General features: G+C 72.4%; 16 protein-coding genes. 9 read left to right on the top strand and 7 right to left on the bottom strand.

All coding sequences use genetic code 11. The features are described from left to right. Positions 1 to 439 precede the first annotated feature (439 nt). The 6 genes from OG899_RS12685 to OG899_RS12660 form a co-directional block, all read right to left on the bottom strand. The gene (locus OG899_RS12685) at positions 440 to 2,329 is read right to left on the bottom strand and encodes an ABC transporter ATP-binding protein (protein ID WP_229813877.1); all 1,890 of its coding nucleotides are present in this window, start codon (positions 2,327 to 2,329) and stop codon (positions 440 to 442) included. Then, positions 2,326 to 4,020, bottom strand: a complete 1,695-nt coding sequence (locus tag OG899_RS12680; protein ID WP_125498406.1) for an ABC transporter ATP-binding protein — start codon at positions 4,018 to 4,020, stop codon at positions 2,326 to 2,328. The genes OG899_RS12685 and OG899_RS12680 overlap by 4 nt, the downstream gene beginning before the upstream one ends. Next, on the bottom strand, positions 4,017 to 5,546 hold the full coding sequence (locus tag OG899_RS12675; protein ID WP_125498407.1) for an AMP-binding protein: 1,530 nt from the start codon (positions 5,544 to 5,546) through the stop codon (positions 4,017 to 4,019). Before OG899_RS12675 ends, OG899_RS12680 begins: the two co-directional genes overlap by 4 nt. After that, positions 5,543 to 7,351 (bottom strand): condensation domain-containing protein, encoded by a 1,809-nt coding sequence (locus OG899_RS12670; protein WP_406311034.1) that lies wholly within the window; start codon positions 7,349 to 7,351, stop codon positions 5,543 to 5,545. The genes OG899_RS12675 and OG899_RS12670 overlap by 4 nt, the downstream gene beginning before the upstream one ends. Continuing rightward, positions 7,348 to 9,081, bottom strand: coding sequence for a carbamoyltransferase C-terminal domain-containing protein (locus OG899_RS12665; protein WP_125498409.1), 1,734 nt, complete (start codon positions 9,079 to 9,081; stop codon positions 7,348 to 7,350). The genes OG899_RS12670 and OG899_RS12665 overlap by 4 nt, the downstream gene beginning before the upstream one ends. Positions 9,082 to 9,150: 69 nt before the next feature. Next, on the bottom strand, positions 9,151 to 9,687 hold the full coding sequence (locus OG899_RS12660) for an XRE family transcriptional regulator (protein WP_406311033.1): 537 nt from the start codon (positions 9,685 to 9,687) through the stop codon (positions 9,151 to 9,153). 502 nt (positions 9,688 to 10,189) lie between these two features. On the opposite strand from OG899_RS12660, the gene OG899_RS12655 reads away from it, so the two are divergent. The 9 genes from OG899_RS12655 to OG899_RS12615 all read left to right on the top strand — a co-directional run bounded on the left by OG899_RS12655 (position 10,190) and on the right by OG899_RS12615 (position 21,802). Then, positions 10,190 to 11,593, top strand: coding sequence for a KamA family radical SAM protein (locus OG899_RS12655; RefSeq protein ID WP_406311032.1), 1,404 nt, complete (start codon positions 10,190 to 10,192; stop codon positions 11,591 to 11,593). A 19-nt stretch (positions 11,594 to 11,612) separates the two neighbouring features. Next, the gene (gene vioD, locus OG899_RS12650) at positions 11,613 to 12,767 is read left to right on the top strand and encodes a capreomycidine synthase (protein WP_229813882.1); all 1,155 of its coding nucleotides are present in this window, start codon (positions 11,613 to 11,615) and stop codon (positions 12,765 to 12,767) included. Between the two features lie 5 nt (positions 12,768 to 12,772). Next, the gene (locus OG899_RS12645; protein ID WP_229813883.1) at positions 12,773 to 14,710 is read left to right on the top strand and encodes a non-ribosomal peptide synthetase; all 1,938 of its coding nucleotides are present in this window, start codon (positions 12,773 to 12,775) and stop codon (positions 14,708 to 14,710) included. 132 nt (positions 14,711 to 14,842) lie between these two features. Beyond that, a complete protein-coding gene (gene vioC / locus OG899_RS12640) occupies positions 14,843 to 15,877 on the top strand; it encodes an arginine beta-hydroxylase, Fe(II)/alpha-ketoglutarate-dependent (RefSeq protein WP_125498413.1) in 1,035 nt (344 codons plus the stop codon). A 29-nt stretch (positions 15,878 to 15,906) separates the two neighbouring features. Beyond that, on the top strand, positions 15,907 to 16,629 hold the full coding sequence (locus OG899_RS12635; RefSeq protein WP_229813884.1) for a GNAT family N-acetyltransferase: 723 nt from the start codon (positions 15,907 to 15,909) through the stop codon (positions 16,627 to 16,629). 74 nt (positions 16,630 to 16,703) lie between these two features. Next, positions 16,704 to 18,728, top strand: coding sequence for an NAD-dependent epimerase/dehydratase family protein (locus OG899_RS12630; protein WP_189427832.1), 2,025 nt, complete (start codon positions 16,704 to 16,706; stop codon positions 18,726 to 18,728). Next, the gene (locus OG899_RS12625) at positions 18,725 to 19,429 is read left to right on the top strand and encodes a PIG-L deacetylase family protein (protein WP_229813886.1); all 705 of its coding nucleotides are present in this window, start codon (positions 18,725 to 18,727) and stop codon (positions 19,427 to 19,429) included. The genes OG899_RS12630 and OG899_RS12625 overlap by 4 nt, the downstream gene beginning before the upstream one ends. After that, entirely contained in the window at positions 19,422 to 20,654 is a 1,233-nt protein-coding gene (locus OG899_RS12620) for an acetyl-CoA carboxylase biotin carboxylase subunit family protein (RefSeq protein WP_125498417.1), read from the top strand. Before OG899_RS12625 ends, OG899_RS12620 begins: the two co-directional genes overlap by 8 nt. Continuing rightward, entirely contained in the window at positions 20,651 to 21,802 is a 1,152-nt protein-coding gene (locus OG899_RS12615; RefSeq protein WP_229813887.1) for a glycosyltransferase family 2 protein, read from the top strand. Before OG899_RS12620 ends, OG899_RS12615 begins: the two co-directional genes overlap by 4 nt. Here OG899_RS12615 and OG899_RS12610 read toward each other — a convergent pair. Beyond that, the gene (locus OG899_RS12610; protein WP_229813889.1) at positions 21,767 to 23,377 is read right to left on the bottom strand and encodes a CocE/NonD family hydrolase; all 1,611 of its coding nucleotides are present in this window, start codon (positions 23,375 to 23,377) and stop codon (positions 21,767 to 21,769) included. The two genes, OG899_RS12615 and OG899_RS12610, sit on opposite strands and share 36 nt — an antisense overlap. Positions 23,378 to 23,402 lie beyond the last annotated feature (25 nt).

Below are 23,402 nucleotides of genomic sequence, written 5' to 3'. Positions count from 1 at the left end.
CACGGCGCTGTGGATCGGCGGGATACTGCTTGAGCGCGATGGCCGACGCGTCGGGCTCGGCTCGCCCTGCTGCCCGGCCCAGCAGCCCCATCGCGAGTGCACACAACGGATTCGTACGGGAGCCACGTTGCACAGCGGCGGCCTACTGAGATGTCGTGGTGGCGGAGAAGCACCCGGGGGGGGATTCCCCGCCGCCACTTGGAGCACATGCGAGCCGTGGCCTAGCAGATCGGCCAGGTCGCCCGCGTCCTCGATGTCGTTCTTGACCCGCCGGTAGGTGAAGTCCTGATGCCGGCGGGTGGGCCAAGTGCACGCTGGCCCCGGCGGCCTTGAGCACGTCGGCGGCCTAGCACCAGCCGGAAGTGCGGGCGACCGCGGCGCGGTACCCGCCGCGGTCGCCCTCTTCTCACACCGCCTCGGCGGCATCCGGCCTGTCTCCTCATCCTTCCTGCGGCGGCCGGTCAGTACCTCCGCCCGTATGTGCTGCACGCCGCAGGTCCGAGTGCCGGGCCGCCTGCCAGGAGCGCCACAGGGACGCGTAGGCACCGTCCGCTGCCAGGAGTTCCTCGTGGCTGCCGAGCTCGACGATCCGGCCACGGTCCATGACCGCGATGCGGTCGGCGTCCCGGACCGAGTCCAGGCGGTGCACGATGGAGATCACCGTGCGACCTTCGATCAGCGCCCCGAGCGAGGACTCGACCCTGCGGGAGGCGGTGGAGTCCAGCAGCGCCGTGGCCTCGTCCAAGACCAGCGCGTGCGGGTCGGACAGCAGCAGCCGGGCCAGCGCCAGTTGCTGGGCCGCCGACGGGGAGACCGGAGCGGCGCCCGGGCCGATCTCGCTGTCGAGGCCGTCGGAGAGCGCGCGCGCCCAGTCCGTCAGCAGGACGGTCTCCAGCACCTCCCACAGCCGCTCGTCCGGCGGAGCCTCCTCGAGGGCCAGCGTGAGGTTGTCCCGTACCGTGCCGGTGAACACGTGCTGCTCCTGCGTGACGAGCACGATCTCACGCCGCAGTTGGTCCACCGGTAGGGTGCCGATCTCGGCACCGCCGATGCGTACGGTCCCCCGGGTGGGATGGTGCACGCCGGCGAGCAGCTTGCCGAGGGTGGACTTGCCCGCGCCGGAGGCGCCGACCACGGCCAGGCGCTCGCCAGGGCCGATGTCGAGGTCGATGCCGGACAGGACCTCGCGGCCGCCGTAACTGAAGCCGACGCCTTCCAACCGGATGGCGTGTCCCTCGGTGGCCGCGGGCGGCCGCGGATCGTCGCGCGGCAGCCGGTCCACGCCCAGGATCCGGCGCAGCGCGGCGTTCCCGATCTGGAGTTCGTCGGTCCAGGTCAGCAGGTCGTTGAGAGGCTCGCCGAGCGCCTGCACGTACAGCACCACGGCGGTCAGCTCGCCGAGACCCACGGCACCCCGCTGGTAGGCGAGCCCGCCGATCAGCAGGGTGAGTGTCATCGGCACCATGGTGGCCAGGTCCAGGCTGGGGAACCAGATGGTCTGGAGCCAGGTGGTGCGCTGCCGGGTGCGTACCACCTGGTCGACGACTGCGCCGTGGCGCTTCACCTGGCGGGGTCCGAGCCCGAGGGCCTCGACGGTGGCGGCGCCGCGGGCGGTCTCGTGCGTGACGGCCAGGACGTCGGCCTCCTGAGCGAGCAGCCGCTCGTACGCGCGGGTGGCGCGCGGCCGGTACCACCAGGTCGACAGGACGGCGAACGGCACGCCGGCCACCAGCCCGAGCGCGAGTAGGGGTGAGGTCAGCAGGATCGCCGCGACGGTGAACACCAGGGTGATGGCCGCCAACGCGATGCGCGGGACGGCCTGCCGGATGCTCTCGTTGAGGCGGTCGGCGTCGGTGGTGGCGCGGCTGAGGAGGTCGCCGGTGCCGACGCTCTCCACCTCCGCCAGCGGCAGGCCGAGGACCCTGCGGACAAAGTTCTCGCGGGTCCGGGCCAGGACGCGCTCGCCGAGCAGGGTGGCTTGGGTGCGGGCCGCGCGGGCGAGCAGCGCATGAGCGAGGAGGATGGCGACGAAAGTCAGGGCGAGCAGGTCGACCCGGCCGGTGGTAGTGCCGGCCTTGACGGACTCGACCAGGTGGCCGAGGAGCCGGGGACCGATGAGGCCGACCACCAGGGCGGCGGCGAACAGCGTGAAGGTGAGGAGCAGCCGGGCGGCCTCGCCGCGGAGGAAGGCGCCGATCCAGATGCGGACGTCGGCCCTGTCGGCCAGCGGCAGCCGACCCGCCTCAGTGCGGCCCGGCGGGCCGTTGGGCGCGGGGCCGGGATGCGGGGCCGGGGCGTCGGCGGAAGCCTGGGTGGGGGTGGTCGTCATGAGGGCACTCCTGCTGAGCAGCCGAGGCTGCCGGGGATGCGGTCCGCGTCGAGGCGGACCTCTCGGTCGGCGACGCCGCGCCACAGCGGGCTGTCGCTGAACACGATGGTGGTGCGCCCCGCGCGCGCGGCGGCCACCCGTTCGACCACCCGGGCCTCGGTGTGGGCGTCGACGGAGGAGGTCGGGTCCTCCAGCACCAAGACGTCGGGGGCCGCGAGCAGGGCCCGCGCGAGGACGAGGCGCTGGCGCTGACCGCCGGACAGGGCCCGGCCGCCCTCGTCGAGGCGGGTATCCAGACCGGCGGGGAGGGCCTCGACCACGTCGTCGGCGTCGGCGGTGAAAAGCGCGCGGTCCAGGTCATGCGGGGAGTGGGCGGCCTCCGCGGTCAGCTCCTCCCGTACGGTGCCGCTGAACAGGGTGTCGGCGGGCCCGGACCGGAGGACCCGGGAGCGCAGTTCGGCGAGGTCCACACGGTCGAGCGGGATGCCGCCGAGCAGCACGGCCGGGGCGCCGTCGTCGGAGCCGCCGGGGCGGGTGAGCCGGTCAGCGAGGTCCCCGGTGCGGTCTGTGGGGGCGACGACCACGGTGAGCCGTCCGGCCTCGGCGGCAATACCGGTGTGGGCGTCCGCCAGCGACAGGGGTCCCGGCGGCAGCGGCTCGGGGTGCGCGGGCTGGGTGGCATCGGGGGTGAGGCGCAGCAGGGTGCAGACCCGGCCGGCGGCGACCTTGGCCAGGCTAAGTGTTTCGGCGGCCTCGGTGGCGGTGCTCACCGGGAGGGTGAGGAAGGCCGACGCGCCGTAGAAGGCGACCAGTTCACCGGCGGTGATGGTGCCCTGCAGGGCGAGGCGAGCGCCGAACCAGACGATGCCGACGGTGACGAGGCCGGGCAGGAAGATCCCCGCCGCCTGGAGCCATGCCTCCATCCGGCCGGCCGACTCGCCGGCGCGCCGCACCTCCTGACTCGTGCGGCGGAAGCGTTCGGCGAAACCGGCCTCGCCGCCGATGCCGCGCAGGATCCGCAGACCGGCCACGATGTCGCCGGCCTGGGAGGTGGCGATACCCATCTGCTCGCGCTGGGCCTCGTCGCGCTCCTGGAGCGGCCGCAGCAGCGGTCCGATGCCGAGGACGGCGGCCGGGACGCCGATGAGCACGGCCAGCCCGAGCAGGGGCGAGGTGGCTGTGAGGGCCACGGCCACGAGCACGGCGGCGAACACCGCGCCGATGGTGCGGCCGACCACCTCGAAGGCGTTGCCGATGCTTTCGACGTCGGCGGCGGCCGAGGCGGCCACGTCGCCGGAACGGGCCTTGCCGCGCAGAGCGGCGCCCAGCCGGACCACGTGCCGCATCAATACGCGGTGGGTGTGCGACAGGGCGTGCGCCTCGGCGCCCACGGCGGCCTGGATCAGGCCGGCGCCGGCGAGGGCCTGGACAACGCCCAGGGCCAGCGCGAGCAGGGACCACAGGTAGAGGCCGGCCTGACCGCCGCCTTGGCCGGCCTCGTCGATGGCCCGTCCGATGACGAGTGGGATCAGGGCCAGGGGGACCATCCAGACGGCACCGAGCACGCCGCTGAGGACCAACGGCCAGGGCCGGATCCGTACCAACCACCACAGGTAGGCCCAGGGCCCCCGCACGTCTGCCTCGGGCAGGGAGGCGGGGGCGACCGAGGCGTCGAAGAGTCGGTTGGTCACAGGTACCGGTCCCGGGTGGCCGCGCGGTCGACCTTGCCGGTGCGGGTGTGCGCCAGCTCGGGGACCGTGACGATCCGGTCAGGGACGAGATACGCGGGGAGCGTGGCACGCAGGTGCGCGCGCAGAGCGGCCGGGTCGGCCGTGCCGCCGCCGTCCTGCGCCGAGCCGTCGGGCGCGAGGACCACGAAGGCGACGAGCGCGGTGTGCTCGCCCTTGGTGTGGGCGGCCGCGGCGACAGCGGCCACGCCGGGGAGCCGGCCGATGGCCTCCTCGACGTCCAGCAGGTCCACCCGGTGACCGCGGATCTTGACCTGGTGGTCGATGCGGCCGTGGAAGACGAGGGCGCCGTCGGCGGTCTCGTGGACGAGGGCGCCGGTGCGGTACCAGCGGCGGGTGCCGTCGCCGAAGTCGGCCTCGACGAAGCGAGCGGCCGTGCGTTCGGGGTCGTCGAGGTAGCCGGTGGCGAGCTGGGGGCCGGCCACGAGCAGCTCGCCGGGACCGTCGGGCGCATCCGGGCGTGGCACCACGACCTGCCGTACGGACGGCAGCGGGTGACCGATCGTGACCCCGTCGGGGAACGGGTCCCCGGCGGCCCGGGGTTCGGCACCGGGGCCGGCGAGTACGGCGCTGTGCGTGACGAGGGCGGTTTCGGTGGATCCGTAGGTGTTGAGGAGCCGTACGTGGTTGGCGCCGAGCCGGTGCCAGCGCTCCAGCATGTCCGGGCGGACGGCCTCGCCGCCGATGACGACGGTCTCGACGGTGCCGGGGAGTTTGCGGCCGGTCTCCAGCAGGTGGCCGGTATAGATGTGCCAGTAGTCGACGGGCAGGTTGATGAGGGTGACCTCGTTGTCGGTGAGGACCCGGTCGAGGTCCGCCTCGGCGTCTCCGTCCAGAACGACGAGTCCGCCGGCCAGGAGAGGCGGCAGGATCTCCTCCAGGCTGGTGTCGCCATCGCCTTGGGTGAAATTGAGGGAGACAGTGTCCGGGCCGACCATGTACAGCTCGCGCAGAGGCGGCAGTACGGCGTGCAGCGCGCGGTGCGGGACCGCGACGGCCTTGGGGGCACCGGTCGAGCCGGAGGTGAACAGCACGTAGGCGGGGTCATCGGCGCCGACCGGTTCGCCGCCGTCCCGGACTGGGGCGCGGGAAAGGCCCCAGTGGGGGTGCAGGACGCGGTCGACGGCCGGCAGCCGGTCGGTCTCGGCGGTGGCGACCAGCTCCCGGCACCCGAGGGCGCGCAGGGCCTCGCCGGTGTGGCCGGCGGGGCTGTCGGGCACCGCCACGTAGCCGCGACCGGCCGCGAGCGTGCCGAGAATCGCGGCGATGTCGCGGACGCTGTGGTGCATGGTGATGGCCACGGGCGGGTGCGGGCCGGGTCCGCGGGTGACGACCAGATCGGCCACAGCTCCTGCCCATCCGGCAAGTTGGCCGTATCCGACCGTCATGCCGTTGTCGATGACCGCCGGCCGGCCGGGGTCGGAGCGGGCGATCGCGAAGAAGGGGTCGAGCACGCTGGGCAAGGTCATGGCAGGGTGTCTTCTCTTGTCCGTTCGTGGGGTGTTGGGCTGCCGAGTGTCCCGGCCGCGTCGGGTCCCACCGCGTCGAGGAGTGCCGTGAGGGCGGCCCGGTGGCGGGCGGCGAGGTCGCGCACGGTCGTCTCGTTGTGCAGGGCCGTCGAGTACCACCATTCGACGCGCAGCACCTCGTCGTCGGTCGTGGCGATCACCTCGATGAGATGGGGCCGGATCCAGTGCGGGGCGGTGATGTCGCCGACGAACTCCGGTGCCACGTCGGGCAGCAGGGTGCGCAGCGGCAGGGCGTCCGCGTCGTCGCCCTCGAAGTCGAAGGAGATGTCGCTGGGCGGGGCGGCGCGCAGGGTGGCCGAGATGCGCGGTCGGCCGTGGCGGCTGAGCGCGCCGTATCCCACCCCTCCGCCGGGCAGGGCCGCGAGATGGCCGACGGTCCGCGCCAGCCGCTCGCCCGCGGTGCCGGGGGCCAGATCCAGGCGGACGGGCACGGCGGTGGTGAACCAGCCGGTGGTGCGGGACAGATGGGTGTCGCCGACGGCCTCCTCGCGTCCGTGCCGCAGGACGTCCACCCGGACCGCCGTCTCGTCGAGCCACCTGGCCAGCGTCTCGCCCAGGGCGTGCAGGACCAGGTCGCCGGGGTGGGCGCGGTGGGCGCGGGCCGCCGTATGGAGGCGGGTGGTGAGCTCCTGCGGGAAGTCCTCACGATAAGTAGCGGCGGTGCGGGCGGTGTTCACCGCCCGGGGGTCGGCGACGGCGTGGTCCAGCGGGATGGTCGCGGGGGTGCGGACCACGTGCGTCCACCACTCGGCCTCCGCCTCGGCCTCGGCGGTCCGGGCGTGGGCGGCGAGCGCCTCAGCCCACTCGGGGTACGAGGTTCCCTCGGCGCATCGGGCGTCGCTGCGGCCGGCGTCGAGCGCGGTGTACAGCTCCTCCAGGTCTTCCAGGAGGATGGACCACGACACCATGTCGAACGCGATCTGGTGGATGACAATCAGCAGCCGCCCGGGGCGGGTCGTGCCCGCGTCGAAGCGGACGAACCGGGCCACGGGGCCGGTCTGCGGGTGCAGGGCCTCCTGTTCGACCGCGCAGCGCGTCATGACCGCGGCCGGCAGTTCCTGGTCGTCGAGATGGGAGATGTCCACCGTGTCCAGCACGGGGCCGAGGGCCGCGTCAGGGGGGCCGTCGGTGGCGATGGCCGTCACCAGTTGCTGCGGCCTCCGGGCCGGGCGGGCCTCGATGGCCAGGCGCAGCGAGGCGTGCCCGGCGACCAAGCGGCGGACGGCCTCGGCGAAAAGCTCGCCGTCGAGGTCCGGCCGGGTGGTGAAGAGCATCGCCTGGTTCCAGTAACCCCGGTCGCCGGTCTGCTCCTCCCATGCCTGTTCCTGCGGCGGGGTGAGCACGACCGGGCCGTGGCCGGCGCCGGGCGGCGCGGCCTCGGCGGTACGGCGCCGGGCTGCGCGTTCGGCGACCAGCGCGGCCAGCCGGGCCGTGGTCATCTCGGGGGCGGCCAGCTCCCGCAGCTGCACACGGACGCCGAAGGCGGCCTCGACGCGGCGGGCGGTGCGGATGAGGTCGAGGGAGTCCACACCGAGGTCGAGCAGCGGGGCCGACAGGTCGGCTTCCGGTGCGAGCACGGTGTCGGCGAGCCAGTCGTCCAGCCGGGCGTGGATCTCCTCGACAGTTGGACCGGTCGAGTCCGTGGAGTCGGCCGGTACGGCCGGGCCGCTCTGGTCGGTCCGGCCCGGGGCCGGGGTGTGGATGTCCGCGGCGGGGCCCGGGTGCGGGCCGGCCGGGGCGGTCACGCGTCCACCTCCCTCGAGGCGGCGTCGGGACGGCGCACCAGGAACGGCCCGAGGGCCAGGGCGTCCATCGGGAGCCGGTGGAAGGTGGCGAGGGCGTCACGGGGACTGCACACGACCGGTTCGTCGCGGCCGTTGAAGGAGGTGTTCAGGATGACAGCGGTGCCGGTGTGCTCGCCGACCTTGCCGATGAGCCGGTGGTAGAGGGGGTCGACCGCGGCGGAGACCGTCTGCGGCCGGGTGGTGCGGTCGCTGTGGACCACGGCGGGCATGACGGCGGCGCCGGTCTCGGTGACCGGGGTGGTGACGATCATGTACGGCAGCGGGGTGGTGGTACCGATCAGGGCTTCGGCCGCTTCTTCCTGCATGCTCGGGGCGAACGGCCGCCACGCCTCGCGGTCCTTGATGCGGACGTTGACCCGGTCGCGGGTCTGCTCGGGACTGGGTACGGCGACCATGCTGCGGTGGCCGAGAGCGCGGGGGCCGCCCTCGGCCCGGCCCTGGAACCAGCCGGCGACTCCGCCGGCGGCCAGGACGTCCGCGGTCGCGGCGGCGATGTCCGCGGGCTCGGTGTATGCGGTGCCGGTGGTCTCCAGGACACGGCGGATCTCGTCCGGGCTCCACTGCGGCCCCCAGGCCACCGAGCCCTTCATCGGCTGGATACGGTCGCCCTCCTGGGCCGCGACCCAGACCGCCGCACCGAGCGAGACGCCCTGGTCGCCGGCGAGGGGCTGGACGAAGAGCTCCTGGACCTCGGGCATGCGCATGAGTTTGCCGTTGAGGGTGGCGTTGAAGCCGACGCCGCCCGCGATCAGCAGCGTGGACTCGCCGCTTTCCCTGAGCAGGCTGCCTACGAGGTCCATGACCACGCGCTCCAGTGCCGCCTGGGCCGTGGCCGCGATGTCGCGGTACTCGAACGGGTCCCGGTCGGTAACCTTGGTGTAACGGCCCATGCGGGGGTCGAAGCGGCGGGCGGAGCGGTTGGGGGCGTCCGGCAGCACCTTTTCCAGGTGCTCCAGCCAGTGCCGTATGGTGGCCGTCTCCTCGTCGGTGCTGCCCGTGGAGCGCAGGTCCGGCGGGACGACGTCGACGGTGAAACCATCGTCCGTGAAGCGGAAGGCGCCGCCGAAGGTGAGGTCCTGGGGGGTGCCGTAGGAGGCAAGGCCCATCATCTTGCCGGCCGCGTCGGAACCGAGGCCGGCGTACTCGCAGACCGCGGCGTAGAAGTAGCCCAGTGACCAGCCGGGCGTATAGGTGCGCAGAGTCTTGATCCCGCCGTCGATGCCGACGGCGAGTGTGGTGCTCACGTCCTCGCCCTGGCCGTCGAGGACCAGGATGGCGCCGCGGTCCCGCCCGGAGAGGTGGTAAGCGCTGGCCGCGTGGGCGATGTGGTGGTTGACGAATGTCAGCCGGGGGTCGCGCGTGCGCGGGAACAGCGCCCTGGGTAGCAGGTGTTCCAGCGCGTCGGCGTCGGCGGCGAACCAGTCCAGCCCCCGGTCGCGGAAGAGCTTCGGCAGGTCCCACCCGTGGGCGACGACGTCGATGTCGTCCAGGGTGAGGCCGCCCTCCGCCAGGCAGTGGGCGGCGGCGTTGAGAGGTGCCTCTCCGTAAGCGTGCTTGTTCCGAGTGAAGCGTTCCTCCTCGGCCAGGGCGATGACTTCGCCGTCCACGACGAGGCAGGCAGCACCATCGTGGCTGGCCCCGGGCCAGCCGTTGACTCCGAGCACGCGCATGGTCAGTCCCCAAAGGTCGGTCGGGATCATCCGATGCACCCCGCGCCTCGTGGGCGCGGGGTGCACCGGTCACGCCAACCGATCTTGTCGACTTGCCGAGTTGTACACGACCTTTGCCGTTGTGCGGAGATCTGCGGCGAAGATCGCGGACGCCGCCTTGAGTACATCGTTGGCGCGCCGCAGCTCCTCGACCTCGCTGCGCAGCTGCCGCAGTTCGGCCCGTTCGTCGAGGGTCAGTTCGTCCGTGCTGCGACCGTGCGCGGAGGTGGCAGACGCGAGGGTGCCGGGGTGCCGCCGGCCGCGGTCCGGATCCGGGTTCCGGTCCCGTCCGTGGTCTGCTCCCTGGGCGGCGTCCCACCCGGGCTCCCGCGCCGCGCCGCGCTCCTGAGCACTCTGCGTGGCCCGGCGGCCGGAGCGAGAAGGCTCTCTCTGCGCGCCGCCCGGCCGCCCGTGCCCCGGTGCGTCGCGTGTTTCCATTGCGTTACTGACGCTGTGCCAGCGGCGCGACCACAGCTCCAGGTCGCCGCCGCACGCGGCCACATAGGCGAGGGTCACCTTCAGCGAGGGTTTCTGCAGTCCCCGCGCGGCCTCGGCGAGTGTGGACACGGAGTAGTGCGCACGTTTCGCCATGATGCGGTACGAGGGATTCCCGGCACGCCTCCGTAATAAGCGCAAGTCGTGGGCGAATGCTTCCAACGGTCCTGAAGTTGGGTCCAAAGGTCGCTCTGGCCTGGGCACATCTTCCCCTTGATTTCGACGAAGCTCAGGTCCCGTCGGGCCGTACAACCGTGGTCAGCGGTGCCTGGTCCCGACGGCATGATCAGCACTGGATCCGCGGCTATTGGTACCTGCCAGTTGAATGGGCATCAACACCTCGACCGACAGTTAAGGACAGTCACGGAGCCGGTCGCGCAGCCTGGAAGTGCCATCTGTCCACCCTCGAAACACCGACGGCCGCTCCCCGCTTTCGTTGAACGGGGCCCGGTTGTACAGGGGCGCTCCGCACTTACACCCCTGTACAACTTTCCCTCGTGTACAACCCGCGCCCTCTGCAAGATCGACGGCAGGCGATTCGGCCGAAACCGATGGGATTGGGTGGGGCGGGTTGGTGGACACAGCACGCAGCCAGACGGAATCAGCAACACCGGAAGGTGTCTACGAGTACCGCAGCCGTCCGCTCGTGGAGCCGGACTGGCGGCGTTTCCCCGGGTGGCGCGACGTCACAGCGGCCGAGTGGGCGGACCCCCAGTGGCAGCGCGCTCACTGCGTGAAGGACGCGAAGGGGCTCCGCGCGGTCATGGGCGACCTGCTCGACGAGCGCTTCTACCAGGACTGGGAGCAGGACCGGCTGCACCGCGCCACCATGTCGGTGCTGCTGCCGCCACAGATGATCAACACCATGGCTCCGGACGCGGTCGGCGCCCGTCCGGGCGAGCTCACCAAGGCGTTCTACGACGACCCGGTGCGCCGCTACATGCTGCCGCTGTTCTCGGACCGGCACCCGCAGTGGCCCTCGCATCCGATGGCCAGCCGGGACTCCTTGCACGAGCAGGACATGTGGGTGGTGGAGGGACTGACACACCGCTACCCCACCAAGGTACTGGCCGAGCTGCTGTCGACATGCCCGCAGTACTGCGGGCACTGCACGCGGATGGATCTGGTGGGCAACTCCACCCCCCAGGTGGCCAAGAACAAGCTCCGGCTCAAGCCGTCCGACCGGGCCGACCGCATCCTGGAACACCTGCGCGCCTCCCCTGGCATCAGGGACGTGGTGGTCTCCGGCGGCGACCTGGCCAACATGCCATGGCCGCGCCTGGAGCGCTTCATCAGCGGCCTGCTGGAGATCGAGTCGATCCGGGACATCCGCCTGGCGAGCAAGGGACTGGTCGGACTGCCGCAGCACTGGCGGTCCGGCCCGGTGCTCGAGGGCGTCGCGCGGGTCGCGCGGACGGCCCGGTCCCGCGGGGTGCGCATCGCGCTGCACACCCACGCCAACGCCGCCCAGCAGATCACCCCCGCGGTGGCGGAGGCGGCCTGGGCACTGCTGGGGGCGGGGCTGCACAGCGTGCGCAACCAGGGCGTGCTGATGCGCGGCGTCAACGACAGCGCGCACGATCTGCTCGACCTGTGCTTTGCGCTCACCGACCACGCGGGGATCACGCCGTACTACTTCTACATGTGCGACATGATCCCGAACGCCGAGCACTGGCGGGTGCCGCTGCACCGCGCTCAGCTGATACAGCGTCAGATCATGGGTTACCTGCCCGGTTTCGCCACCCCCCGCATCGTGTGCGACGTGCCGATGGCCGGCAAGCGCTGGGTCGAGCAGGCCGACTCCTACGACCGCCAGCTCGGCATATCGCACTGGAGCAAGAGCTATCTCACCCCGCTTGAAGCGGTGGACCCGGAGACCCGCAGCGGCTCGTACCACTACTACGACCCCATCGACACGCTTCCGCTCGCCGGACAGCGGTGGTGGCGGGACAACCACCAGGGCACTCGTCAGGGGTAGAAAGGGACAGTTGCACAACATGAGCAGTCTGCGTCCGCTGCGTGAGGAACCCCCGGTGCTGGAGGAGTGGTACCGCCGGCATCTCGGCCCCGACATCCACGACATCAGCTCCAGCGGCGTCCACCCGTACACCTTCGCGGAGATACGCGAACTGTGCCGCATCCCGGCCGAGGATCTGGACGCCGTCGTCATGGACGACAGCGTTTCCCAGGGAGGTGCCGGCATCAGGCAGGCGATCGCCGACCGGTACGCGGGCGGCGCCGCCGACCGGGTGCTGGTCACCCACGGCTCCAGCGAGGCCATCGCGCTCACGCTGAGCATGCTCCTGCGGCCCGGCGACCGGGTGGTCGTCCAGCAGGGCATCTACCACTCGCTGGGCCACTACCCGCGGGCGGCGGGTTGCGACCTCGCCGAGCTGCCAGCGGCGGCCGTACGCGACGGCGAGATCGACGACGACGTGCTGGAGAGCCTGGTCACGCCGGGAACCAGGGCCGTCATCGTCAACTTCCCGCACAACCCCTCCGGTGCCACGCTCTCGCCGCAGGGCCTGAAGGCGCTGACCGAGCGGACCGCCGCCGTCGGCGCGACCCTGGTGTGGGACGCAGCCACCGCCGAGATCGCGCACCGCTGGGAGGTCCTCCCGGCGGTCACCCGCGACGACATGGTGTCCTACGGCACCTTCTCCAAGACGTTCGGTCTGCCGGGACTCAGGGTTGGCTGGGCCATCGCGCCGCCGGAGCTGATCACCGCCGTCTTCCCGCTGCGCGACCGGACCACGCTCTTCCTGTCCCCGCTGGTCGAGCTGATCGCCGAGCGGGCGATGCGCCAGGCCGACGTGCTGATCGGCACGCGGGCGGCCGAGGCGCGGCGTAACCTGGCGCACCTCACGGAGTGGATGGCCGAGCACGAGGACCTGGTGCGCTGGACGCCACCGGAGGGCGGGGTGTGTGCGCTGCCCATCTTCCGCGAGTTGGAGCGGGCCGCTGCCGGGCCGGCCGCGGTGGAACGGTTCTGCCTGGAGCTGCTCTCCCGCCACAACACGCTCCTCGTGCCGGGTACGGCCTTCGGCGCGCAGCACGGCGCCCGGCTCGGCTTCGGCGGCCCGGAGGAGGGCTTCCGGGCCGGTCTCGCGGAGCTGTCGGAGTTCCTGCGGACCCGTGGGGCCGCTCGGTGACCGCCGTGTACTTACCCGACGTACTGGACCTGTGGGACCACCGCGTACGCGAACAGGCCGAGGAACCCGCCCTGGTGACGCCGCGGCAGGTGCTGACGTACCGGTCGATGGACCGGCTGACGGACGCCTGGGCCGGTTCCCTGGCCGAGCGCGGCGCGGGCCCGGGACGGCTGGTGGGCCTCGCCTTCTCCGACCCCGGCCGCACGGTGCTAGGCATGGTCGCGGCGCTGAAGGCCGGGGCCGGGTTCACCGTTCTGGACGGACGGCTGCCCGCTGCCGCGCGGGACTCGCTGGTGTGCCGCACGCAGGCGGCGGTGTGGCTCGGTGACGGCACCCACGCACCCGCGACGGCGTACATGCCGGCCTGGCCCGCCGACGGCGGGACGGTGGACGCCGACGGCTCCGCGGCCCGGCGGCCGGTCCGGGCGGCCGCCGGCAGCGACGTGGCGTACGTGCTGTTCACCTCCGGGTCCACGGGGCAGCCCAAGGGCACCGTCATCGAGCGCGACTCGCTGCGCCGGTTCGCGGTCGCGGTCGCCGAACGGCTGGAGCTGGCCGCCGGGGACCGCTGGCTGCAGGTGGCCTCGCTGGGCTTCGACGTGCTGATCGAGGAGGTGTTCCCCGCGCTCGTCTCCGGCGCGGCCGTGGTGTGCCGGGCCGACACACAGGCCCTGGACGCCGAGGAGCTGCACACCACGATGGCCCGCACCGGGACCACCGTGGTGGAGCTTTCCACGCAATACTGGCTGGAGTACGCCCGCTGGCTCGACACACGTGGCCTGACCACCCCGGCGGAGCTGCGCCTGGTGGTGGTCGGCGGCGAGCGGATGGACCCGCGGCCCTACCGGGAATGGCAGGCCCGCCAGCCGGCCCGGCTGGCACACGTCTACGGACTGACTGAGTGCACCGTCAGCTCCACCTTCTACACGGGACTGCTTCCGGCGGACGCCGAGGAGGTTCCGCTCGGCACGCCGCTGCGGGATGTGGAGATCAGTGTCCGGCGCGACGGACGGCCGGTACCGCAGGGCGAGTCCGGGGAGATCCACATCGGCGGACCGCTGCTGGCGCGCGGCTTCCTCGGTGACGAGGCCGCCACGGCCCGCAGGTTCGTGCACGACCCGCTGTCTGCCGACCCCGGCGCGCGCGTGTACAGGACGGGTGACCTCGGCCGGATCGACGCCGACGGGTACCTGGTCTTCCTCGGGCGGCTCGACGACCAGGTGAAGATCCGCGGCCACCGGCTGGAGCCGGCGCGGGTGGAACGCGCCCTGTGCGAGGACCCCGCCGTGGACCAGGCCGTGGTGTTCCCGGACCCCCGGACGGGAACCGCGCTGTGGGCCTTCACGGTCCCGGCCGACCCGCGGCACGCCCCGCTTCCCGGCGAGGCGGTCCGTCTGACAGGGGCGGAGCGGGACACGCTGGTGGCGCCGCTGGAGGCGCACCTGCCCGACTGGGCCGTGCCCAGGGTGCTGTACCGGGTGTCCGTCCTGCCGAAGAACCCGCACGGCAAGATCGACAAGCGCAGCCTGAGCGACTGGGCCACGGCGACGGCCGCGGCGGGGTCCGGCGGTGCGGGGCAAGCGCCGGGCACAGCGGAGGCCCCCGGCACACGGGAGGCGCCGGGCGCACCGGCCGCACCGGCCGGATCTGAGGCGCCGGGCGGATCGGACATGCCGGGTCCGCGCGCCGAGCCGGAGTCTGCCGACGCATCACTGTCCACCGTCGTGGACATCTTCCGCGAGGTCCTGGGCGCACCGGGGATCGGCCCCGACGACGACTTCTTCGAGCACGGCGGGCAGTCCCTGCTCGCCATGCGCCTGCTCGTGCGGCTGCGCGAGTCCTTCCCTTCGGCAGCCGGGCTGAGGGCGAGCGCAGTGCTCCGGTGTCCGACTCCCCGGCTACTGGCCGGGGCGCTCGCCGCCGACAGGGCCGCCCGGCTCTGACCGGCCGCGCAGGCGGACCGCGTCCGCGCAGCTCACGGACCATCGCGTCACCCAGCACCACCCGAGGGCCCGCAGGCCCCGCTCCAGCTGCCTGCGGGCAGTAACCATCCACTAGATCAGCGAGAGTTGGCAATGTCGAACCTCACCGACCAGTCCACACGCAGCTACACCCTCACCCCCGACGAGGCCACCGCGACCGCAGAGCTGACCCTCGATCTGGCCGCCACCTACGCGTCCTTCGAAGACGCCCACCTGCTGCGCGACCTGCCGCGGCTCGCGACCCGGCTGCCGCTGGGCGTGCAGCGCTTCCTGCGCGACTTCAAGCTGGGCGACCGCCACGGCCATGTGGTCGTCCGTGGGCACGAATTCGACCAGCGGCGCATCGGGCCCACCCCCGAGCACTGGCGCGGCCGCCCCCGGCCCGGCGGGGAATTCCCCGAGGAGCTGCTGTTGATGCTGTACTCGGCGCTGCTCGGCGAGCCCTTCGGCTGGGCCACGCAGCAGGACGGCCACCTCGTGCACGACATCTTCCCGATCCGCCAGCACGAGAACGACCAGCTCGGCATGGGCAGCAAGGAGCTGCTGACCTGGCACACCGAGGACGCCTTCCACCCCTACCGCAGCGACTACCTGATCCTGGGCGCGCTGCGCAACCCCGACCGCGTGCCCACCACGATCGGCGAGCTGGAGCTGGCCTCGCTGTCCGAGGAGGACATCGACATCCTCTTCGAACCGCGTTTCCACATCGCCCCGGACGAGTCACACCTGCCGAAGAACAACACCATCACCTCCGAGGAGCAGGCCGCCCGCTTCGCCACCATCCAGAAGATGATCGACGAGCGGCCACTCGGCCCACTGCTCTACGGCTCCCGGCAGGACCCGTACATGCGTCTGGACCCGTACTTCACCTCCGTGCCGGAGGACGACGCAGACGCCCGGCGTGCCTACGACGCGCTGTGCAAGGTGGTGGACGCGGGGATGCGTGAGGTGGTCGCGGACCAGGGCGACGTGCTCTTCATCGACAACCACCGGGCGGTGCACGGCCGCCTGCCCTTCCAGGCCCGCTACGACGGCACCGACCGCTGGCTCAAGCGGGTGTGCGTCACCGTCGACCTGCGGCGCTCCCGCCCGATGCGGGCTACGGCAGAGACCCGGCTGCTGGGCTGAGCGCACCGGTGACACTCACCCTCACGGATTTGTCCCGCGACCCGTCGCTGCTGCCCGAGGTGGACGCGCTGATCGGCGCCAACATGCCCGCGTTCATGAGCTGGGAGTCCCCCGGCAACTGGCGCTGGCACGGGATGTACGAGCGCTACCCCGCTCACCAGCTCTGCCTGGTGGACGGCGACGGGAAGCTGGTGGCGGCGGCCAACGGGCTGCCGGTGCGGTGGGACGGCACCGCCTCGTCGCTGCCCTCCGGCAGCGACGAGGTCCTGGTGGAGGCCGTCGACCACGGTCCCCCGGACAACCCGGACGCCGTCTGCATGCTGTCGGTGTCCGTCGATCCCGCGCACCGGGCGGCCGGCCACGCCGAGCGGCTGCTGACCGAGGCCCGCACCCGGGCCGCGGAGCAATGCCCGCGCGGGTTGATCATCCCGGTCCGGCCCACGCGTAAGCCGCGTTACCCGCTGATCCCGATCGAGGAGTACGCCGCCTGGCGCCGACCCGACGGCCGCTGTTTCGATCCGTGGCTGCGCACGCACCTTGAACTCGGTGCCCGGCAGCTGGGTTTCGCCCACCGGTCCCTGGTGATCCGTCAGCCGGTCTCCCGCTGGGAGGAGTTCCTCGGCCATCCGCTGCCGGGACCGGGTGACCATCCGCTGCCCGGCGGCCTGGTGCCTCTGCGGGTCGCCGACGACGGTCACGGAACGTACGCCGAGCCCAACATCTGGGTGCACCACGCCGCCGACGTGCCGTGACGCATGCCGCGCGCCTCCGCACCGCGGCGTACCCGCCTCTCCCGAGCCATCCCCTCCGACCCCTTGGAGAACCCATGCCTCCCGTACGCCTCGCCATCGTCGGGTGCGGTGCCGCCGCCCGCGGCTGCCACGTGCCCGCTCTGCCTCCGCTGAAAGGCGATGTGCAGCTGACCGCACTCATCGACCGGGACCCGCGCCAGGCGCGGGCCGCGCTCGACCTGTACCGCGAACTCGCCGGTACCGGTGCCGACGACGTGGTGATCGCCACCGACCCGGCCGAGGCCGCCGACGCCTTCGACGCGGCCGTGGTCGTCGTACCGCACACCGTGCACGCCCGGACTGTGGAGTCCCTGCTCGCGGCCGGCAAGCACGTGCTACTGGAGAAGCCGATGACCACCTCGGTGGAGGATGCCCGGCACCTGGTCGCCCTCGCCGCCGACACCTCCGCGCCGCGGCTCGCGATGGCCCATCCGCGGCGGCTCTTCCCCGCGTACGCCTGGGTCAAGCGGCTCATCGACAGCGGCGACCTGGGCGACGTGGTACGCGTCGACTGGACGGAGGGCCACCCGTACGCGTGGGAGCCGGTCTCCTGGTCGATGTTCGACCGGCGGCTCGCAGGCGGTGGGGTGCTCACCGACACCGCCTCGCACGTCTTCGACACGCTGCTGTGGTGGCTCGGTCCCGACGTGGAGGTCATCCGCTACGAGGACAACTCACTGGGCGGAGTGGAGACCGACGCCGACGCTCACCTGCGCTTCGGCTCGGTCGACGTGCACTGCGAGTTCAGCCGGCTGCGCGACCTCGGTATCTCCTGCACGGTGACGGGCACCAAGGCGACCGTGACCATCGGCACCGACTTCCCGGCAGGCGAGTGCACCCTGGTCACCTCGGACGGCGTGGAGCTGCACCGTGGCGACGTGGAAGCGGTGGCCCCCGCTCAGGGCGAGTGGGAGCTGCTGTTCACCGAGCAGCTCGCCAACTTCGCCGCGGCCGTGCGCGGCGACACCGCCGTGCACTCCGGTCCCGAGGACGGCCTGCGCGTCGTCGAGCTGATCCAGGAGTGCTACGGCGGCAGCCACCGGAAGGCCGCGCAGCCCTGGACCACCCGCGGCGCCGCGACCGACGGCGGTGAAGCGCTCGCCGGCCTCACGGTGGCGGTCACCGGCGCGAGCGGCTTCATCGGCGGCCGTGTCGTCGAGCGGCTGGCCCTGGGCACGCAGGCCCGTGTCCGGCCGGTCGTGCGCGGCTTCGGCCGGGCCGCGCGGCTGTCCGTCCTGCCGCAGGAGCGGCTGGAGTTCCGCCAGGCCGACCTGCTGGACACCGACGGACTGCGGGCCGCCTTCGAGGGGTGCGACACCGTTGTGCACTGCGCCTTCGGCAGCGCCGGTGACGAGGCGGACCGCTGGGCGGCCTCCGTCGAGGGCACCGCCAACGTCCTGGCCGCCGCCCGCGGCGCCGGGGTCCGGCGGATGGTGCACCTGAGCACCATCGACGTCTACGACCCCGCCGTCACCGGTGACCTGACCGAGGAGTCGCCGGCCCGGCCGGCCGACCCCGCCGACCGCGAGTACGAGCAGCAGAAGCTCGCCGCGGAGCGGCTGGTCCTCGACGCCCACGGCCACGGGCTGGAGACCGTCGTGCTCCAGCCCGGCGTGGTCTACGGGCCGTGGGGCGGCCAGTGGACCACCGCCCAGCTGCAGCGCGCGGAAGGCGACTTCGCCGCGCTCCCGACGGGCGAGGACACCGGCGTGTGCAACGCTGTGTACGTCGACGACCTGGTGGACGCCGTGCTCCTGGCCACCGGGAAGGAGGCGGCCGCCGGTCAGCGCTTCCTCGTCGGCAACGGCGAACCACTTGGCTGGGGCCGGTTCTTCGACTCGATCCGCTCCCTGCGCGGCCTGGGCGCGCCGGCGGCGCAAGGAGCCGAGAACCCGGTGCCGGACTGGGAGCTGGACCTGTACCGCTCGACCGCGCGGGCCCGGTACGACAAGGCCGAGCGTCTGCTCGGCTTCACCGCGCGCACCTCCTTCACCGAGGGCATGCAGCTGACCGGGCAGTGGGCCGGCTGGACCCGGCAGGCACCGGAGGCGCGGTCGTGAACGGGGTCACCGATGTACTGGTGGTGGCGCCGCACCCTGACGACGACGTCATCGGCTGCGGCGGCTCCATCGCCAAACATGTCAGGGACGGCGCCCGGGTGACGGTGGTCATCGTGATCGGGCGCGAGCGCAGCGCCCTTGACGACGCGGTCACCGACTCGCAGTTCGCGGCCGAGACGAAGGCCGCCGCGAAGACCCTGGGCGTGCACCGCTGCATTCGCTTCGACGAGCCGTCACGGGACTTCACGCTCTCCCGCCGTGTGCACCTCGACCTGGTGCGGGTGCTGCGGGAGGTGCGGCCGCAGGTGGTCTACCTGCCCCATGACAACGACGACGATGTCGAGCACCGCATGGTGCACCAGCTGACCACCGAGGCGCTGTGGATGGCGCAGTCGGACTTCTTTCAGGAGGCGGGCGAGCGGCCGATGCCGGCGCCCCGGCTGGTGCTCGGGTACGAAGTGTGGGCGCCGATGGCCCGGTTCCAGTACGCGGAGGACATCGACGGCCAGATCGAGACCAAGGTCGAGGCGATGCGCGCGTATGTCTCGCAACTGCGCCACGCCGCCTGGGACGAGGGCATCCGGGGACTGGCCCGCTACCGCGGCGCGCTGTCCGCGGGCTCGGGCCACGCGGAGGTGTTCCAGGTGCTGAGCCTGAGCACGCATCCCTCGGCCGGCGTACCGGGAGGCGACCGTGACTGAGCGGCTCCTGGTCTGCGGGCTCGGATCGGGGATGGACCACTCGCTGGCGGAACTGCGTTCGCCGCGGCGGGAGCTGGTGGTCGTCACCGACACACCCACCGACCGGGCGCGGGCGGCGGCGGACATACTGCTGGTCTGCGACCCGACCGACAGCACGGCGGTCCTCGCGCAGCTGTCGGCGGCCGGCATCGACCGGTCGGACGGCGTGTTCTCGCTCGGCGCCGACAACCCGCCGGTGATCAGTGCGCTGGCGCACCGGTTCGGCTGCCCCGGCCTGCCGTTGGAGACGGCCCTCGACTGCACACTCAAGGACCGGCGGCTGGCGATCCTGCGCGACGCGGGCCTGGACCTCCCCCGGTTCGCGAGCGCCGAGAGCGTGGAGGAAGCGCTGCGGGCGGTCGCCGAGGTCGGTCTGCCAGCCGTGATCAAACCCAGCGACCAGACCGGCTCGCTGGGCGTGATGAAGGTGGAGTCGCCCGAGGCGGTACGGGCGAGGGCGGCCGAGGCGCTGCGACTCAGTCCCGTCGGACGGATCGTCGTCGAGGAGTTCCTTGAGGGGACCGAGCACACGCTGGCCGCCTTCATGGTCGACGGCAAGCTGCACCGGTTCGGTTTCGCCGACCGGGAGTACGGGCGCAAGGAGGAGTTCGCCCCGTACTTCTTCGAAGGCGGCGACACTCTCCCCAGCCGGCTCACCGCCGAGCAGATCGAGGAGGTCACCGACACCGTACGGCGCGGGGCTCGGGCCCTGCGCCTGGACCCGGCGGTGATCAACACCGACATCCTGCGCACCCGTGACGGCCGGGTGGTACTCCTGGAAATCACGTGCCGGCTCACCGGCGCCCGGATCGCCACCGAGGTGATGCGGCTGGCCACCGGCGTGGACCCACTGCCCAACGTGGTGCGACTGGCGCTGGGTCAACCGCTGGAGCTCTCCGAGCTGCGTCCCACCCGCAGCGGGGCGGCGGTCCAGCGGTTCCTGCCGGCGGACGGCGGAGTGGTGGAGTGGGTCGGCAACCCGCGGGACGTCGCTCGCCGTGTCGGGGTGCACGACGTCTTCTGGGGCATCGAGCTGGCGCCCGGCATCGTGGTGCCGCCCTACCGCGGCGGAGCCGACCCCCTGGCGGGCGTGATCGCGTACGCCGACGAACCGGCCGAGGCCGAGGCGATCGCCGAACGCACGCTGCGCGCGCTGCCCCTGCGGTTCAAGGCTTCGGCGGAATGACCACGACACCAGCGACGACCGCGCGCGGACAGCTGGGCGCGCACACCAACGAAACGAGGGAGAACGGGATGGCCACCGACCCGGTGGACGAGGCCGCAGTCGAGAAGGGGATCGCCCGCACCGCCGTGGTCATCGCCCTGCGCGACGACCTCCGGATCGCCGACTGCATCGCATCGATCGACGAGGACGTCGAGATCGTGCTGGCGCTCAACGGCCCCAGTGACGCCGTGCTGAAGCTGATCGACGAGCACCCGCGCCCGCTGACGGTCACCCAGATCGACGACGTAGGCAACCTGGGCGCGGCCTACAACGCGGGGGCCGCCGCCACCGACCGGCAGTACCTGCTCCTGATGGACTCCGACTGCACCTTCGCCCCGGGTGTCGTGCGGGCCATGGTCCGCGCCGTCCTGACCGCCCCGGTGGTCAAGGGCCAGGTGGTGTACGGGGAGTCGGACGGCCTGCTCAGCAAGCTGACCGCTCGGGTGCGGGAGTTCGACGAGGGCGACTATGTGAGCGCCCTGTCCCCTCCGCTCATCTACAACAGGGCGATCATCGACCACATCGGCGGCTACCACTTCGACGAGCTCATCCACTGGTGTGAGGACCGGGAGTTCGACTTCCGGCTCCAGCTGGCCGGCATCCCCGTGGTGTACCTGCCCGAGGCCCGGATCTTCCACGACGCCCAGCACGGCTTCGCCAACATGCGCAGCTACTTCCGCTACGGCGTCGGCGAGGGCATCGCCCAGGAGACGGGCGTGTTCACCACGCCGGCCGTTCCGGTGCTGTGGCGCGTGTTCGAGGCGACCAGGACCCTGGTGCACTGCGCCCGTGACAAGGGCGTGGGCGCCGCGGCTTACTACGCGCTGCTGAAGATCGCCTTCCATGTGGGCACCGCGCACCATCTGCTCAACGACCCATATCGGGTGCGGGACCGCTACCCAGCCTCGGCCAAGCGGGCGCGTATGGTGCGGTCGATCCCGCAGCACAGCACCCGCCTGACCAAGGCCCAGCTGCGGCGGCTGCGCCGGGCTCACTGGGAGGCGGGCCGACGGATCGAGAAGGTGACCGACCTGTCGGTCTTCCATCAGGACGCCGCCGGCCCGGCCGTCGGGTCAGCCGCCGACGAGACGCGGCAGCAGCAGGCGTGAGGGATGGTCACCGCCGTGGTGGACGGTGTGGTGCGCGACCACCCGGGGATGGACGTCGAAGCGCGGTGCGTTACTGGCCGCGACTTCCAGGCGGACGCGGTGGCCGGTGCGGAACACGTGGCCGATCGCACCGAGGCGGACGGTGACCTTGACCGGACGACCGGGGGCCGGCGGGACGCCCGCCCCCGGCGCTGTTGCCGGTGCGGGTGCCGGCAACAGCCGGTGGACACCGTCGCACAGCAGCTCCGCCCGCCCGTCGGGCCAGACGTCGACGAGCTTGCCGGTCACGTCGGCGCCCGCGGCGTCCGCAGTGACATAGACCGTCAGTACGGTGTCGCCGACCACGGTCAGCGGGGCGGTGAGCGGGGCTCCGGTGAAGCACAGGACGTCGCCGCGCCGCTCGACCTCGCGCTGGTCGAGCGGGCCGCAGTCGCCGCCGGTGAACTGACCGGGCAGGGCGGTGGCGCCACCGGTGGTGGGTACCGGGTCGGCCGGGTCATGGCGGATCCTGTCGCTGCCGGCGGCCCGGGGTGCGGGTCCGGGCGTGAGCCGTCGGCCGTCCAGGTGGAGCACGTACTCCTCGGTGCCGGGGACCGGCCAGTCGGGGAAAGCGCGCCACTCATCGGCGCCGGTGACGAAGAGCCGTACCGGCTCCGGGGCCGCAGCACCGGTCCGCCGCCCGCGCAGATGGCGGTCGAAGTGGTCCAGGTGCAAGCCGGTGACGTCGAGCTCCCGCTCGTCGGCCGCGAGCCCGAAACGGCGCTGGGGAAAGATCCCGCCGGTGACGCAGTGGGACCAGGGGCCGACCACCAGACGCGTCTCCACGCCCTGTTCCCGAATTCCCCGGAAATTCTCCAGGGCACCGGCGAGGAATATGTCGTACCACCCCGTCAGATTCAGCACCGGAACATTTATCGACGGATACGCTTCGCGCGGTGCGGCGCGCTTCCAGTAGGGGTGTCCGGAAGGGTGCTCGATCCATTGCCGGTAATAGGGAGCGAGCCGGTCGAGGAGGTCCCGGGCGGCGTCCGGGTCCGCGTACAGCGCGTCGATCCGGTCGACCGCGTCGGCCACCTCGGACAACTCCGGCCCGGCCAGCCCGGCTCCGCTGAGCAGCAGGTCATACAGCACCCAGTAGAGGAGGAAACCCAGCTGGAAGGCACCGTCCTGCCAGGTCCAGCCCTCGTCGAACCCGGAACCGGCCACGTGCGGGGCGATGGCGGCCAGACCAGGCGGCCGCTCCGCCGCCGCGAGCAACGCCGCCATGCCCTCGTAGGAGCGGCCGAACAGGCCCGCCGAGCCGTCGCACCACGGCTGTCCGACGGCCCAGGCGATGGTGTCCGCGCCGTCCGCGGCCTCGTTCCAGTACGGCTCGAAGGTGCCGCCGGAGGCGAACCGGCCACGGACGTCCTGCACCAACAGGGCGTATCCCGAGCGGACCAGCCGCAGGCCGTCGACGGAGGCCCCGCCGGGGCTGCCCGCTCTCCCGTAGGGCGTCCGCCGGATGAGCACCGGCACCGCTTCGGCCGTGTCCGGGCGATAGAGGTCGGCGCTCAATAACACGCCGTCCCGCATGGGTATTTTCACATCGTCTTCCACA

It is taken from the genome of Streptomyces thermoviolaceus, assembly GCF_045209695.1.
In the GTDB taxonomy this organism is placed as follows: domain Bacteria; phylum Actinomycetota; class Actinomycetes; order Streptomycetales; family Streptomycetaceae; genus Streptomyces; species Streptomyces thermoviolaceus.
The sequence above is the reverse complement of the archived record's forward strand: the minus strand, read 5'-3'. Positions and strand labels throughout refer to the sequence as shown.